Raw genomic sequence first — 14,569 nt, 5'->3', positions numbered from 1 at the left:
ATTTATTCATATATTAGAGTGGTTTCTTTACATAATTTGGAATTACAGGTCAGAATGTATTGAATCGCTTTTTGTGCAAAATTCTTGCTGACTGTCGTATCCCACTCTGCCAACCGGACAATCTCCGCTGTTCCAGCCTCAAAATCAAACGAAACCTCACCCCATTCGCCGTCGTTGTCCACCTGATACAGGTAGACAGCGGCGGCGATTTTCTTTTTGCGTTTGGTCTGGGATTTGCGTTTTAGGCGAATTATGTGAAGCACTCCGGCTTCTGTCAGCAGACAGGCCAAATGATCCACGGCTTTACGGTAGGCCCGTTCTGCACCACTGGCCGTGCTGCCCTCAAAGAGGACTGCCAGTTCTTCAAAGGTCAACCGGGTGCTGATGGGACTGACCCGTCCACAGGTCATACAGATGGCGTTTCTCTTTTCCAAAAGGGTTTGTTCCCGGTAATTCAGCTTTTCAAACGCTTCTCGGACAGCTTCAGCCCGGATACCGTTCCATAGAATCTCCGCATAGTCCCAATGGTCATCCCGGCTGACATCCTCTCCGGTTTCTTCGCTGTCCTCATCCTGAATGGTCTGATAAAACGGAACACGGCTTCGATTTTGTCTGGCCAATGCCAAAAACTTTGCTGCGGTTTCCTCGGTACAACCGTTTTTCTGGGCATATTTCTGGATTGCCGCCTGTTCAGACTGACCGGATTGATTGTAGAGCCATGCAATCCCTCGCACAGCCTTGTACTCATCCACATTTTCAAAGGAACCGGCCTCCTCCTGCATCCGGCAGGTCAAAAGAGCGTTCCCGATAAAGTGATGGGCATAGGTCAGAAAATCTGTCCCTTGTGCGGGATCGTATTCCCGCAGACAATCCAGCATGGCAAGCACACAGCCCATTTTGTAGTCCCAAAAGCGTTCTGGGCTATAGCGATCCAACCCCTCCCGCAGCAGGAAACGGCGAACACGGTTATTGAGCCGGTTTTCATAGTGGTGCAGGAAAAAGGAAAACCAGCACAGTTCTCGGCTCTGCACGGCCTGAATGATATAATCACTCGGATTTTCATGGACAGGCGGTTCCGGGGCAAGCTGAAAGATGTGTTCCACTTCCCGCATGGTCAGGCCCTTGGGGTCCGTCAGAAAGCTGTATTTGGCACAGTGGCCGGACAACTCCCATGTCCACGCTGTATCCATTTTCCTTCACCGCCTTTCTGGTATTTCGCTGCTTATTTCTTTTGTACGACCTTCAAAAGTGCATCCTGGGTCATTTCCTGCTCGTAGACAGTGCTGGCATAGCGCTGATCAGAGAGCGCACGGAGCATCTTATCTTTTGCCAGCTTTTTCATAGCTGCTGCCGTTTCTTCATCCAGCTTTCCACGGCGGGTGCTTTGCAGGATGGTATTCATCCGGCGGGTATAAATGGCCTTGATAGGGTGATCGTCTGCAAGCTCCCGCTGCTCCCGGCCTCTCAGATTTCCGATTTGTCGGCAAGTCCGTCCCCGCTGGTCGCCGGGGGCCAGACCGCCGCAGTATTTGGTATGTCGTGCATCAATGGTGAGAAACCATCTGCCGCAGATGGGGCATTTCTTGGGGGCATGGCCCACACAAAGTCCCTCAAACAGATCGGAACGGAACATCCCCACAAAGGAGACATAGTGCATCCGCTTGACCAACTGCGGCTCCGTCTTTCCGGGCCGAATGGCGGCTACATACTGCACCGAAGCATTGGTCAGAGTCATCCAGGCCGGGTTATCCAGCGACAGAGTTGGCTCACCTTTGAAGAACTGTCCGAACATTGCCGCATAACCGTCCGGGGTACGGTCATAACCTGGTTCATTCAACTGCTCTGCAAATTTCGTCAAGGCTTCCTTGTACTGCCCCAGAGAATAACTCAAATGCCCCAGTACCTGCACGATTCGCACGAGCATGGTTGCCTTGCCATGCTGCCCAGTCAAAGCACAAATCAGCTGCTCCTGCTGAGTGAGCTGCAAATAGGCTTTGGCATCCTCCATGTATTCTTCGGAAAATATGGCTGCAAGTTTTTGCTCAAAATAGCTTCGATTCAGTCGGGAGAAGGGTGGTGTAACCTGCAAAAAGGAGATGATCTCGTCAGCGGCTTGCTGCACCTGCGGCAGCAGCTCCATATCCACGGAACCGGTGTTCATCCCCTGAAGCAGCTGGTTCAGCACATTGCAGGGAGTATCCAGATTTTCAATGGTGATGTCCGGGATGTTCAGCACCTCGCAGCCAATGGTTCCTGCGGGCATCGTACACCCCTCATAGGTTACGGTGTCCTGCCAGAAATCCAGAGATAAAACAGCATGGTTGATAATCTGATCCATCTTCTCCCTCCTGTCATGTTTTTCTATTTTCATAATAGCACACAATTAAATTCTTGTCATGTTTTTTGAAAACGACTTGTCATGCCATTAGCCTGTTTTTTTCGATTTTCCCCATAACCTATACAGAGGGGTGAGAAAACTACCCCATCAAAAAGGAAATGGAGGGAATCTGTATGAATTTATTTGAAGTGGTGAAAGCCAATATTAACACACAGGAAGCAGCGCAAACGTATGGAATTGACGTCAATCACTATGGTATGGCACTGTGTCCGTTCCATAATGACCGTCATCCGAGCCTGTATATATCGGATGACCACTACCACTGTTTTGCCTGTGGGGAGCATGGGGATGTGATCGACCTGACCGCCAAACTGTTTGACCTTCGGCTGTATGATGCGGCCCGAAAACTGGCATCGGACTTTCACCTTGTACTGGACAAGCCCTTGCCAGAATCAATTCGCCAAAAATTAAGGCACAAAACCAAAGCACAGCAGCTTCGTGAGAACGAGCAGCTGTGCTTTTCTGTTTTGAACCAGTATCGGCGGTTGCTCCTGGATTGGGAAAGGCAATATGCACCGCAAGCGCCGGAAGATGTGTTGGACGAGCGGTTTGTGGAAGCCTGCCACCGTCTGCCCTGGGCAGAGTATCAGCTGGACATTCTGCTGCAAGGCGATTCCTATGAACGAGGCGAAGTCGTGAGTGAACTAACGGCAAACGGATACATCTGCAAATTACAGACCCGTCTGAGAGAGGAGCGATACCATGAATAACCCTGTTTGGATTGATGATAAGGGGAAAATCGTCGAACCGGAATACTGCCGGGATTTCCTGTCCCAGCATCCCATGCGCTGTATCAACGACCGCTTTTATACTGTGGATGGCCCATTGCCCGATGAGAGCAAATTGAAGCGCACGATTTATGAGGAAATCTCGCCCTGGCTTCACGCCAAGGTCGCACAGACGGTGGAGCAGATAATCAAAGCGTTGAAGCTGGCGGCATACACAGAACCGTTGACCCTGCAATGTGACCGCATCCATGTGGCGAACGGCACTTGTTTCCTGGATGGCACCTTTACGGAGGAAAAAGAGTATTGTGGCAACCGCCTTCCGGTGTCCTATCGGGCAGATGCTCCTGCACCGGAACACTGGCTGCACTTCCTTTCAGAACTGTTGGAACCGGAGGATATTCCCGCCTTGCAGGAGTATCTGGGCTATTGTCTAATCCCCTCCACCAAGGGCCAGAAAATGCTCATGCTGATTGGCAAGGGAGGCGAGGGCAAAAGCCGCATCGGTGTGGTGATGAACGCCATTTTCGGGCTCAACATGAACACCACTTCCATCCAGAAAGTAGAGAACAGTCGTTTTGCCAGAGCCGACCTGGAGGGCAAGCTGCTCATGCTGGACGATGATCTGGATATGAATGCCTTGACCAAGACCAACTATGTAAAATCCATCGTGACAGCAGAACTGCGGATGGATTTGGAACGGAAGAGAGAACAGAGCTATCAGGGGCTGCTTTATGTGCGTTTCCTCTGCTTTGGCAACGGGGCATTGACTGCACTTCATGACCGCAGCGATGGTTTCTTTCGCCGTCAGATCATTCTGACCACCAAAGATAAGCCTGTGGATCGGTTCGATGACCCGTTTCTTGCTGAGAAATTGATTGCCGAAAAAGAGGGAATCTTCCTCTGGATGCTGGAGGGATTGCGGCGGCTGATCGCCAATCACTATCACTTTACCATCAGCCAGAGAGCCAAGGACAATATCACTTCCGCAGTTCGGGATGCCAACAACATTCTGGACTTTCTCGATTCTGAGGGTTATGTGGCATTCAAGGCCGATTATGAAGCCAGCACCAAAAATCTGTATGCAGCCTATAAGCGGTGGTGCGAGGACAACGCCGAAAACCCACTGTCACCAAAGAGCTTTGCAAACCAGCTCAGCCAGAACGCAGAACGCTATCATTTGGAGCCGGTCAATAACCTGCACATCGGTGGTGGAAAACGGTGCCGGGGATATATGGGCATTTATGTTCTGCTCTCGCCAATGGAGTTGTAAAGAAACTCAAAACCTTCTGTTCGTGCGTTCATGCGTTCCTGATTGGGTACAACCTGTGGAACGAAGGAACGCACGAACGCAAAAAATCGAAGTTCATTTTTTATTGTTCGGCTCAGAGGCCGCTCTAAAATCCGAACTTTCCAATCAATGGTTGTGCAAGCAGTGAAAAACACTACCGTAAACAGAACGCAAATCATCATTTGGTGATTTACAGAATGGTGATAGTGGTATGCGGAAAGGTAACTATTTTCACGGTTTCGCTTGCAAGCCCACCTAATCGCAAAGTCGATGGGGTGCTGTTACAGACAGTTCTTCATGGACGCAATCCTGAGTGATTTTTTGAATGTTATCTGTTTTTACCGAGCCATGCAGCGAATATGCTCCACAGCAAACCAGCTTTACGAAAGAATGAGGTGTTTTCTATGAAATCCAATTTGAGAAATGAAATCAAGTCGTACATCGTGCGTTCGGGCTGCACGATGCAGGAGGTCGTTGACCAGCTTTCCGAGGATTACGGCTGGAGCGACAGCGTTTCCAACCTGTCCAACAAGCTCCAGCGGGAGTCTCTGCGGTATGTGGAGGCGGTTCAGCTTGCTGACGCCCTTGGTTATGACCTTGTATGGCAGAAACGGGCCAAACCGTAACCCCTGTTCCCATCAAAAACAGCGAACCGCTTTTGATGGACAGTCAGCGAAAGGATGTTTTCGCTGACAACGAAGGACTGCGATCCGGTGTCGGAGAGCAGGCATTCGGGCTGGATATGGAAAAGGAGCGCAGACGGATTTTCCGTATCCAGCAGCGGTCATCGCAATGACCGCAATTCCCCCTCGGAGAGCCCCTCGGGAGAGCCCACGGCACTTTGCAGACCTCTGGGCTGAAAGTGTTATAGTGGGTTATTACACTTCCCGCAGGAAGTGTATCCCCATCCCCCAGCCGTCTGCCGCATAACAGAAAGGAGCTGATTTTTATGGCCAGAAACGATGGAATCGACCGTACCAGTGCCAGAAATGTGGATGTCCCGGACAAGGACATCGGCAACACCCAAAAGCACAATGAACGGGAAAAAGACAGCTACCGCAACCCGGATATTATCCCGGAACGTCTCAGCTATAACGTCCACTTCAAAAAGGCATCCGCCAGCTATACGGAACTGTTTGCACAGATGGAATCCTCCGGCACGATTTCCACCCGTGGACTGAAACCGGATGCCATTCACTATGGAGAACTGATTTTCGATGTGAACTCCGCCTATTTCCACAATCACGGCGGCTATGAGTTTGCCAAGCAGTTTTATGCCGAAGCCTACCAAGCCGCTGTGAAGATTGTGGGCGGCGAACAGTATATCCTCTCTGCCGTCATGCACGCCGATGAGATCAACCGGGCCATGTCGGAAGCTCTGGGACAGGATGTGTACCACTACCACCTTCATGTGGTGTACGTCCCAGTGGTGGGAAAGCAGATTCTCTGGTCAAAACGGTGCAAGGATAAGGCTTTGGTGGGGACGGTCAAGGAGACCATTATGCAGGTCAGCCGCAGCAAAAAGTGGCTGTCCCAACCGGCGCTGGACGAAGCCGGGAATCCCGTTTTGCAGAAAAATGGAAAGCCGGTTCTAAAGAAATCCTACTCCATTTTGCAGGATGATTTTTACCAGCACATGAGAGCTGCTGGATATACCGACGTAGAGCGTGGAGAGCGAGGCAGCACCGAGGAACATCTGACGGTGACCCAGTTTAAGGTGGCACAGGAGCAGCAGCGGCTGGAAGATGTGACCGCCCAAATCGCTCAGAAAGAACAAACGCTGGACAGCGCACAGGCTGCTGTTGAGAAAAAACAGAAGGAGCTGCAATTCCTGCAAAAGCAAACCAAAGAACAGCGCACCGCCGCTTTGACTGTACAGGAAATCCGTTCTATGGGAAAAAAGACGATCACCGGCAATATTACTCTGACCCCATCCGAGTGCAGCACACTCAAGGATTATGCGGTCAATGGGATTCTTGCCAAGGCAGAAAACAGCCGCCTGGAAGCAAAACTGCAAAGCGCACAAAAAAGTGCCGCTGTCTGGAAACAGCGATATGAATCGCTGAAAGAACAGGCACGGCCTTATCTGGAAGCTGTCAAGCTCGCACCCGAAAAGGTGCGGGCTTTTCTTAACGCTATTTTGACCCAGACCCGGGAAACCAAACAACATGACCAGTCTGTCCGCCGCAAATCGCAGGATATGGAACTTTAATAGAAAGGAATTTTTGCTTATGACTAATCTGATAACAAAACTCAATAAGCTGATGCTCAGTGGTGCTCCTACGGAAGAATTGATCCATGCTTGTGTGGGAATCGACATAGAATCCTGCTTTGACCCGATTTTTGAGCCGCCGCTTGATTTTCTGGAAGAATGCCGGAAACGGTGGGAAAACCGGATGAATCCGTTCACCGGTACGGTGGAACGGAAAATCGGAAATACCTGGTATCTGCTGGAGACTGTATGTGACGGAAATGAGCCGCTTACCCACAAGGTAAAACGGCTCATTTTTTCGGATAAGGAGGCGGTTTGTTCATGACACAGACTCAAATTCATGCTACAATAACACCATGCACACCGATTCTGTCAGCTGACCCAACCGTAAAGGAGGACGCTATGTTGGATCAGCAAAAAATCACCATCCTGTATTGCCGCCTCAGCAATGAGGATGCGCTGGATGGAGAATCAAATTCGATACAGAATCAAAAAGAGTTTTTAACCCGATACGCAGCCGAGCATGGCTACACCAACCTGAAAATTCTGGTGGATGACGGATATACGGGAACCAATTTTGACCGCCCCGGCGTGCAGGAAGGCTTTGCACTGGTTAAGCAGGGGCTTGTCGGTTGCTGGCTGGTCAAGGATCTTAGTAGGTTTGGCCGAGATTACCTGACCGTTGGGCAGTACACGGACATCATTTTCCCCAGCTACGACGTGCGCTTTATCGCAGTCAATGATGGCGTGGACAGTGAACGAGGCGACGGCGACGGCTTTGCCGCTATTCGTAATTTGTTCAACGAATGGTATCCACGGGACACCAGCAAAAAAGTCCGGGTCGTATTCCGTCAGAAAGGCACCAGTGGAAAGCATCTGGGAAAACCGCCCTATGGTTATCGCACTGACCCTGCCGATAAAGACCATTGGATCATTGACGAGGATGCCGCCCCAGTAGTCAAGCGCATCTTTGACTTGGCTATTGACGGCAAGGGGCCGGAACAGATTGCCCGTATACTGGAGAAGGATAAGGTGTTGACTACCAAGGCGCTGTATGCCAAACAGTCGGAAAACCATCCTGACCCGAAAAAGCGTAAGAAAATGCCGGAGCGCCCTTACCATTGGATTGGTCAATCGGTTGCGGGTATTCTGGAACGGATGGAGTACACCGGCTGTACCTGCAATTTTAAGACCTATTCCAAGTCCTACAAGCTGAAAAAACGGATTCCCAATGCAATCGAAGATATGTGTATCTTCCCTGGTACGCAGGAAGCAATCGTTTCTCAGGCTCAGTGGGACAGGGTGCAGGAGTTGCGAAAAAACAAACGCCGTCCCACAAAAGCGGAACGGCAGGGATTGTTCTCTGGGCTTCTGTTCTGTCCCGATTGTGGGAATAAGCTGCACTTTGCTACCTGCAAAAGCTTTGACGGCAAGCAAGACCACTATGTATGCTCCAGCTACAAAAGCGGTCGAGGCACCTGTTCTGCCCACTATATCCGGGAAGATGTACTGCGGGAACTGGTGTTAGAGCGCATCCGTGCGGTCAATGCCTATATTCGGCAGGACGTGGAGGGTTTTCAAGAGGAATGGCTGCAATGCCGCCGCTCCGATCAGGAACGCAACATCCGTGAAGATCGGAAGCGAGTGGAGCAGGCGAAGAAACGGCTGGCTGACCTGGATGTTCTTCTGTCCCGACTTTATGAGGATTTTGTCCTGGGCGATCTGAGTAAGGAGCGGTATAAGAAAATGACCGCCGATTACGAGGCAGAACAGGAGCGGTTAAAACTCGAAATTGAAGTGACGGAAGAATGGCTGGAAACACAGGAAACCATGAGTGCAGATGTAGATGCCTTTGTCGCTCTAACCCAGAAGTATGTGGATGTGCCGGAATTGACACCTACGATAGTCAATGAATATATCAAGAAGATTGAGGTGTTTGCGCCGGACAAATCCAGCGGCAAGCGGGTACAGAAGGTGAAAATCTATTTCAACTTCGTGGATGACGTAGAGATTCCTGTGATTTCCGAGCCTGTTGTTGCGAAATCTACCCTTGGACGCAGAAAAACGGCGTGACCATTACGGTCACACCGTTCTCTGCCCCTCGCAAAGCTAAATAGTACCTTATCACTATTAAGCCTTCCCGTGGGATTTCTTTTTATTCTGTTTCCTGGCCGTCGTCTTTTTTCTGTGCCTGTTCATCCAGCTCCCTTTGAAGCTCAGGCATCAAATCCTCGCCAAGCACCTTGTCCGGAACGATCTCATTGTTATAGACCTTGAGGAAGGTTTCCCCATCCATTGTTTCATTGCGGATCAAATACTCCGCGACACGGGACATCTCCTCCATATGCTCGGTCAGGAGCTTCTCACAGGCGTGGTGCGCCTCCTCGATAATGCGGTGAATCTCATCGTCGATCTCCGCTGCCTTGACCTCGGAATAGCCCTTCCCTGCCGCAAAATCACGGCCCAGGAATATTTCGCCGTTGTCCGCGCCGTAATCAATCGGCCCGATCCGCTCGCTCATACCGTAGCTGGTCACCATCGCCCGCGCCATCTGCGTCGCCTGCTTGATATCGCCGTAGGCGCCGGTGGAGATATCCGGCATCGTAAGCTGTTCCGCGACACGGCCGCCCAGACAAACAATGATATACTCCTCCATATACTTTCGGGTGCGGTACGCCTGATCCTCTTCCGGCAACGGCATGGTAAAGCCGCCTGCGCCGGAGGAACGTGGAATGATCGTTACATGATGCACCGGATCCTGCGTCGGCAGGACATGGAAACAAATTGCATGGCCTGCTTCATGGTATGCTGTCAGGCGTTTATCCTGCTCGGTGATGATATGGCTCTTTTTCTCCACACCCATCACGACCTTGAGCAGAGACTCCTCGATCTCGTCCTGAGAAATCAGCTTTTTATTGCGGCGCGCCGCCAGCAGCGCTGCCTCGTTGAGCAGATTCTCCAGATCCGCGCCGGTAAATCCGGCCGTGGTTTTGGCGATATCCGAGAACTTGACATCCGGATCGAACTGCTTGTTGCGGGCATGCACCTTCAGGATTGCCTCACGTCCCTTGACGTCGGGCGCGCCAACATAGACCTGGCGGTCAAAACGGCCTGGGCGGAGCAATGCGTTGTCGAGGATATCCTTACGGTTGGTCGCCGCGATCACGATAACGCCCTCATTGGCGCCGAAACCGTCCATCTCTACAAGCAGTTGGTTCAGCGTCTGCTCGCGCTCATCATGTCCGCCGCCGAGCCCCGCGCCGCGCTGGCGGCCTACTGCGTCGATCTCGTCGATGAACACGATCGCCGGCGCGTTCTTTTTCGCCTGCTCGAACAGATCGCGTACGCGCGAAGCGCCAACGCCGACATACAGCTCGACAAAGTCCGAGCCGGAGATCGACAGGAACGGTACGCCGGCCTCACCCGCAACCGCACGCGCGATCAATGTTTTACCAGTACCCGGAGGGCCGACCAGGAGTACACCCTTGGGAATACGCGCGCCGATCTGCACAAATTTCTGCGGGTTTTTCAAAAACTCCACAATCTCCTGCAGCTCGGCCTTTTCCTCGTCCGCACCTGCCACATCATTGAAAGTGACTTTCCTTTTATCGTCCTGCGCTAACTTTGCACGTGCTTTGCCGAACTGCATCGGACCCGCGCCACCGCCGGACTGCTTATTCATCATAAAATACCAGAACGCGCCCAGCAGAACAATCAGGATAAGGTACGGTACAAAATTCGCCCACCACGGTATTTCCGTAGTAATATAATTTACCTCCGTCAGCGTGCCGTTCTGCTCCTGCTCCTGGATCGTTTCACCCAGCTCTTCGTAAAATACGCTGAAGTAATTCCCCAAGTCATAGCTGACAACGCGTCCGTCGTCCTTCAGATGCATGGTCAGCGTCCCGCCATCCACCTTGAACTGGTCAACTTTTTCCTCTTGGAAGTATTTGTATACATCCAGATAGGTGATCGGCTCGGTGCGCGACGTCTGGCTCACAACATAGCTGACACCGGCCAGCAAAAACACCAGTATCAGAAGATAAAGGCCAAAGCCTTTCATTTTTCCTTTCAAATCGGTATGACACCTCTTCCTCGTTCGTGTATTTACTCGCCGCCGTAAACAGACGGTTTGAGAATGCCGATATACGGCAGATTACGGTATTTTTCAGCATAATCCAGGCCATAGCCGACCACAAATTCATCCGGTATTTCAAAGCCGAGATAATCGATCGGCACATGCACCTTATGCCGCGCAGGCTTGGACAGCAGCGTACACAGCCGAATCGAATTCGCCCCGCGCGCCATCAGCACCTGCATCAAATAATTCAGCGTGACGCCTGAATCGAGGATATCCTCCACAATCAACAGGTCGCGCCCGTCGATCGGCTGCTCGATATCCTTGATGATCTGCACCTCGCCAGAGGTTTTGGTCCCCTTTCCATAACTGGATACCACCATGAAATCAATATTGCACGGCGTTTGGATCCTGCGGGTCAGGTCCGCCATAAAAACATAGGACCCCTTGAGCACGCTGACGATCAGGGGATTCCTATCCCGATAATCCTCTGTAATACGCGCGCCCAGCTCCGCCACTTTTTCCGCGAGCTGCTGTTCCGTGAAGTAAACTTCCTTGATGTCGTCTCGCATGTCAAATGCCATTTGTCAGTTACCCCTCTATCTTTATTTCTATCAGCGCGCCCCCTTTGGGAGCACGCGAAATATCCATCCCCAAATTCTGCACCGCGATCACGCCGTTTTTATCCGCCAGAACCGCTAATTCATCTCTTTGCAGGCGCGGGATTTTCCGGTCGATCATCAGCTTTTTCAGCGTACGGCTGCCGCCCTTTTCCGATAGACGCAGCCTGTCCCCCGGCATGCGGGCGCGGACACAGAACGTATCAAAACATATTGTACCACAATCCACGAGAAAAGTATTGAATGATTTGTAAAAAGATTGCTTTTTTTCTAAACGGCGAACCGACAAATGCAGCGTGCCGTCCCAAACCTGCCGGTCAAACGGAACGGTAAGCAAAACCGGTTCCCGCCGGAGCGCCGATGCGGCTGCAGCTGTTATATATACTGTATCATATTCCCGCCGCGCCGTAAACCCATGCGGCAGGCTGAGCGCCGCGGATGGAGCGTCTGTTTCCAGCAGGCGTTCCAGCGCCTGAATATGCGATGCGGCAATATCCCGCATCGGCATGTCCGAGCGCTCCATAAGCATTTTTACCGCCCGCGACCGCAGCGCCGGATGCGCCGACCGGAGCGTGTCAACCTGCCATTTGCCAGAGGCGCGCCGCGCCGCGCACAGAAGGCGTTCCGCTTCCCCGTCCAGATACGCGTTGTCCTGCCGCAGAAGCCCGCTCAGACGCGTTACCGCATCCAGAAAGGCCGGATTAATCTCCCGAAGCACCGGCATTACCGCATGCCGGATGCGGTTGCGCGTATACCGGTCATCCGCATTTGTGCTGTCGGTCACATAATCCTGCCCTAACTGCCGCAAAAAGGCTTCCACATCCGCTCTTGTTGCTTCAATCAGCGGCCGCACAAGCTGGCCGCGTACCGGCGGTATCCCCGTCAGCCCCTCCGGTCCGGTACCCCGTGCCAAATGAAACAGCACGGTTTCCGCTGCGTCGTCCGCCGTATGGGCGGTCGCGATCCTATCCGCTCCCGCAGCAGCGAAAAGCCGCTCATACCGGATATGCCGCGCCGCTGTTTCAATGCTTTCCCCGCGCCGGACGGACTCCGCGCGGATATCCGCGCGCGAAACGGTCAGCGGCACCTGCAGGCGCGCGCACAGCGACCGGCAGAACGCTTCATCCCGTTCCGCTTCCGCTCCGCGCAGGCAATGATTCAGATGGAACGCCCGCACAGGGTATCCCAGAAGCAGCAGCGCCCGCAGAAGGGCTGTGGAATCCGCGCCGCCGGAAAGCGCCACCAGGACAGGCTCGCCGGGTGTCAGCATCCGGTACGCCGCAATCGTGTGTTTTACGGTTTCCAGCATGGCCTACTCCCCGTGGATTCTGTCCGGATTGGAAAACGTTGTATATTGACCGACCCATTGCAGCTCCACCGTGTTGGTGGCGCCGTGTCGGTTTTTGGCAATGATAATTTCCGCTATATTCTTCTGTTCCGATTCGTCATCATAATAATCGTCGCGATAAATGAACATGACGATATCCGCGTCCTGCTCGATCGCACCGGATTCGCGCAGGTCGGACAGCATCGGCCGCTTATCCGCGCGCTGTTCGGACGCGCGTGACAACTGGGACAGACAGACAACCGGCACATTGAGTTCTTTCGCCATGATTTTGAGGGAACGCGAGATCTCTGCGACCTCCTGCACGCGGTTATCCGAATGCCGGCCGCCTGCGTGCATCAGCTGCAGGTAGTCGATCACGATAAGGCCCAGTTCGTCCCCCAGCCGCCGGCATTTCGCTTTGATTTCGGCCACGGTGATCGCCGGATTGTCGTCCACATAGATGTTAAGGCCAGCCAGCACGCCGGACGCGCGGGCGATCTTGACCCAATCGTCCCCATCCAGGTTGCCGGTCTTGAGCTTTTGCGACTCGATCAACGCTTCGCTGGACAAAAAACGGCTCGCAAGCTGCTCCTTGCCCATTTCCAACTGGAACACGCATACGCCCGTCCCTTTTTTATATCCCTTCGGCTTGCCTTTTACACTCGCCTTTGCCGCGTTGAGCGCAATGTTGAGCGCAAACGCGGTCTTACCCATGCCGGGACGCGCCGCAATCAGTATCAGGTCGGATTTGTTGAGACCTGTCAACGCCGTGTCCAGCGCGTGAAATCCGGTTGACATGCCTGGGATATCGCTGTCCGACCTGGCACGCTCATCGAGTTCCGTATACAGGTCCGCGATGACCTCGCTCAGCTTGGACAGGCCTTTGATCTCCCGTCCCTGACGGATGCTATAGATGCGCTGCTCCGCCAGCTCCGCGATGCTGGACGCTTCTCCATGCGCTTCCAGCGCATACTGCTGAATTTCGGCGCCCGCGTCGGCAAGCTGCCGCAGCAGGCTCTTGTCGCGCACAATGCGCACATATTCCGAAACGTTGCGCGTTCCGGGCGTTACCTCCATCAACTGAAAGAGATACGCCCTGCCCCCCGCCTCATCGTAATAGCCGAGACGGGTCAGCATATCCAGCACGGTGACCGGATCGATCTTCTGCGCGCCGTTGAACATGGAATAGATGGTTTCAAAAATGCGTTTGTTCTCATCCGCATAGAAATCATCCGCGCGCACCTGCTCGATCACTTCGGGGATGCAGTTTGGATCGACAAGCATGGCGCCCAGCAAAGACTGCTCCGCAGTCAGATCCTGCGGCACCTGCCGCATCAAAAGCTCATCCAAAAGCTGCACACCGCCTTTCCCATAAAAATACCGCTTCGCCAGGGCGGCTGCTTTCCGCCCTGCCTGTCCTTTGCTGGCTTATGCTTCTACGACCTGCACCAGAATTTCTCCCGCGATATCCTGATACAGCTTGGCCTTCACCCGATGGACGCCAAAGGTCTTGATCGGCTCCTCCAGCACAATTTTCTGCTTCGGCACATTCAGGCCGTACTGCTTATTCAGCTCCTCCGCGATTTCTTTCGAGGTCACCGCGCCGAACAGACGTCCGCCCGCCCCGCCTTTCGCCGGCACCTTAACCGGACTGACCTTCAGCTTTTCCGCCGCTTCCCGCGCGGCCTGCTGTTCCAGCGCCACCTTGCGGGCATGCGCCTCGTCCTGTGCTTTCTTTACGTTCAGATTATCCGCGGTGGCCAGCTCAGCCAGGCCGCGCGGCAGCAGGAAATTGCGGCCATAGCCCTCGCTGACCTCGAGCAGGTCGCCTTTCTTTCCTTTTCCTTTTACGTCTGCTGTAAGAATTACTTTCATGATATCTTTCTCCTTTTCAACGGGATACGGTTACATTTTTTGT

Annotated in this window: 13 protein-coding genes; 6 read left to right on the top strand and 7 right to left on the bottom strand. The window is 52.9% G+C overall.

The window, feature by feature from the left end:
* Positions 1-2: 2 nt before the first annotated feature.
* The gene (locus ACYQ3S_RS00150) at positions 3-1,112 is read right to left on the bottom strand and encodes a sigma-70 family RNA polymerase sigma factor (RefSeq protein WP_459686772.1); all 1,110 of its coding nucleotides are present in this window, start codon (positions 1,110-1,112) and stop codon (positions 3-5) included.
* 110 nt (positions 1,113-1,222) lie between these two features.
* Positions 1,223-2,338, bottom strand: coding sequence for a DUF6076 domain-containing protein (locus tag ACYQ3S_RS00145; RefSeq protein ID WP_459686771.1), 1,116 nt, complete (start codon positions 2,336-2,338; stop codon positions 1,223-1,225).
* Positions 2,339-2,511: 173 nt separating this feature from the next.
* Here ACYQ3S_RS00145 and ACYQ3S_RS00140 point away from each other — a divergent pair, with 173 nt between their 5' ends.
* The 6 genes from ACYQ3S_RS00140 to ACYQ3S_RS00115 all read left to right on the top strand — a co-directional run bounded on the left by ACYQ3S_RS00140 (position 2,512) and on the right by ACYQ3S_RS00115 (position 8,699).
* Positions 2,512-3,108 (top strand): CHC2 zinc finger domain-containing protein, encoded by a 597-nt coding sequence (locus ACYQ3S_RS00140; protein ID WP_459686770.1) that lies wholly within the window; start codon positions 2,512-2,514, stop codon positions 3,106-3,108.
* Entirely contained in the window at positions 3,101-4,396 is a 1,296-nt protein-coding gene (locus ACYQ3S_RS00135; RefSeq protein WP_459686769.1) for a DNA primase family protein, read from the top strand. Before ACYQ3S_RS00140 ends, ACYQ3S_RS00135 begins: the two co-directional genes overlap by 8 nt.
* A 422-nt stretch (positions 4,397-4,818) precedes the next feature.
* Entirely contained in the window at positions 4,819-5,040 is a 222-nt protein-coding gene (locus tag ACYQ3S_RS00130) for an LLM class flavin-dependent oxidoreductase (RefSeq protein WP_459686768.1), read from the top strand.
* A 323-nt stretch (positions 5,041-5,363) separates the two neighbouring features.
* Positions 5,364-6,626 (top strand): plasmid recombination protein, encoded by a 1,263-nt coding sequence (locus tag ACYQ3S_RS00125; protein ID WP_459686767.1) that lies wholly within the window; start codon positions 5,364-5,366, stop codon positions 6,624-6,626.
* A 19-nt stretch (positions 6,627-6,645) separates the two neighbouring features.
* Positions 6,646-6,951 (top strand): hypothetical protein, encoded by a 306-nt coding sequence (locus ACYQ3S_RS00120; protein WP_459686766.1) that lies wholly within the window; start codon positions 6,646-6,648, stop codon positions 6,949-6,951.
* Positions 6,948-8,699, top strand: coding sequence for a DUF4368 domain-containing protein (locus ACYQ3S_RS00115; RefSeq protein WP_459686765.1), 1,752 nt, complete (start codon positions 6,948-6,950; stop codon positions 8,697-8,699). The genes ACYQ3S_RS00120 and ACYQ3S_RS00115 overlap by 4 nt, the downstream gene beginning before the upstream one ends.
* Before the next feature lie 82 nt (positions 8,700-8,781).
* Here the strand turns inward: ACYQ3S_RS00115 and ftsH are convergent, their stop codons facing one another.
* From ftsH to rplI, 5 genes are all read right to left on the bottom strand, one after another.
* Complete coding sequence (gene ftsH / locus ACYQ3S_RS00110; RefSeq protein WP_459686940.1) at positions 8,782-10,689, bottom strand: ATP-dependent zinc metalloprotease FtsH; 1,908 nt, start codon at positions 10,687-10,689, stop codon at positions 8,782-8,784.
* A gap of 44 nt (positions 10,690-10,733) precedes the next feature.
* Positions 10,734-11,288, bottom strand: a complete 555-nt coding sequence (hpt, locus tag ACYQ3S_RS00105; protein ID WP_242977792.1) for a hypoxanthine phosphoribosyltransferase — start codon at positions 11,286-11,288, stop codon at positions 10,734-10,736.
* A gap of 7 nt (positions 11,289-11,295) precedes the next feature.
* Positions 11,296-12,633 (bottom strand): tRNA lysidine(34) synthetase TilS, encoded by a 1,338-nt coding sequence (gene tilS / locus ACYQ3S_RS00100; protein ID WP_459686764.1) that lies wholly within the window; start codon positions 12,631-12,633, stop codon positions 11,296-11,298.
* Between the two features lie 3 nt (positions 12,634-12,636).
* Complete coding sequence (dnaB, locus tag ACYQ3S_RS00095) at positions 12,637-14,010, bottom strand: replicative DNA helicase (protein ID WP_459686763.1); 1,374 nt, start codon at positions 14,008-14,010, stop codon at positions 12,637-12,639.
* Between the two features lie 69 nt (positions 14,011-14,079).
* On the bottom strand, positions 14,080-14,526 hold the full coding sequence (gene rplI, locus ACYQ3S_RS00090) for a 50S ribosomal protein L9 (protein ID WP_459686762.1): 447 nt from the start codon (positions 14,524-14,526) through the stop codon (positions 14,080-14,082).
* Between the last annotated feature and the right edge of the window lie 43 nt (positions 14,527-14,569).

It is taken from the genome of Agathobaculum sp. TL06, assembly GCF_054658635.1.
This window is presented reverse-complemented; position numbering and strand designations above follow the sequence as displayed.

Coding starts and splice junctions, on each gene's coding strand:
- ACYQ3S_RS00150 (WP_459686772.1), bottom strand. CDS start 1,112: ATGCGGGAAGTGGAACACATCTTTCAGCTTGCCCCGGAACCGCCTGTC.
- ACYQ3S_RS00145 (WP_459686771.1), bottom strand. CDS start 2,338: ATGGATCAGATTATCAACCATGCTGTTTTATCTCTGGATTTCTGGCAG.
- ACYQ3S_RS00140 (WP_459686770.1), top strand. CDS start 2,512: ATGAATTTATTTGAAGTGGTGAAAGCCAATATTAACACACAGGAAGCA.
- ACYQ3S_RS00135 (WP_459686769.1), top strand. CDS start 3,101: ATGAATAACCCTGTTTGGATTGATGATAAGGGGAAAATCGTCGAACCG.
- ACYQ3S_RS00130 (WP_459686768.1), top strand. CDS start 4,819: ATGAAATCCAATTTGAGAAATGAAATCAAGTCGTACATCGTGCGTTCG.
- ACYQ3S_RS00125 (WP_459686767.1), top strand. CDS start 5,364: ATGGCCAGAAACGATGGAATCGACCGTACCAGTGCCAGAAATGTGGAT.
- ACYQ3S_RS00120 (WP_459686766.1), top strand. CDS start 6,646: ATGACTAATCTGATAACAAAACTCAATAAGCTGATGCTCAGTGGTGCT.
- ACYQ3S_RS00115 (WP_459686765.1), top strand. CDS start 6,948: ATGACACAGACTCAAATTCATGCTACAATAACACCATGCACACCGATT.
- ftsH (WP_459686940.1), bottom strand. CDS start 10,689: ATGAAAGGCTTTGGCCTTTATCTTCTGATACTGGTGTTTTTGCTGGCC.
- hpt (WP_242977792.1), bottom strand. CDS start 11,288: ATGGCATTTGACATGCGAGACGACATCAAGGAAGTTTACTTCACGGAA.
- tilS (WP_459686764.1), bottom strand. CDS start 12,633: ATGCTGGAAACCGTAAAACACACGATTGCGGCGTACCGGATGCTGACA.
- rplI (WP_459686762.1), bottom strand. CDS start 14,526: ATGAAAGTAATTCTTACAGCAGACGTAAAAGGAAAAGGAAAGAAAGGC.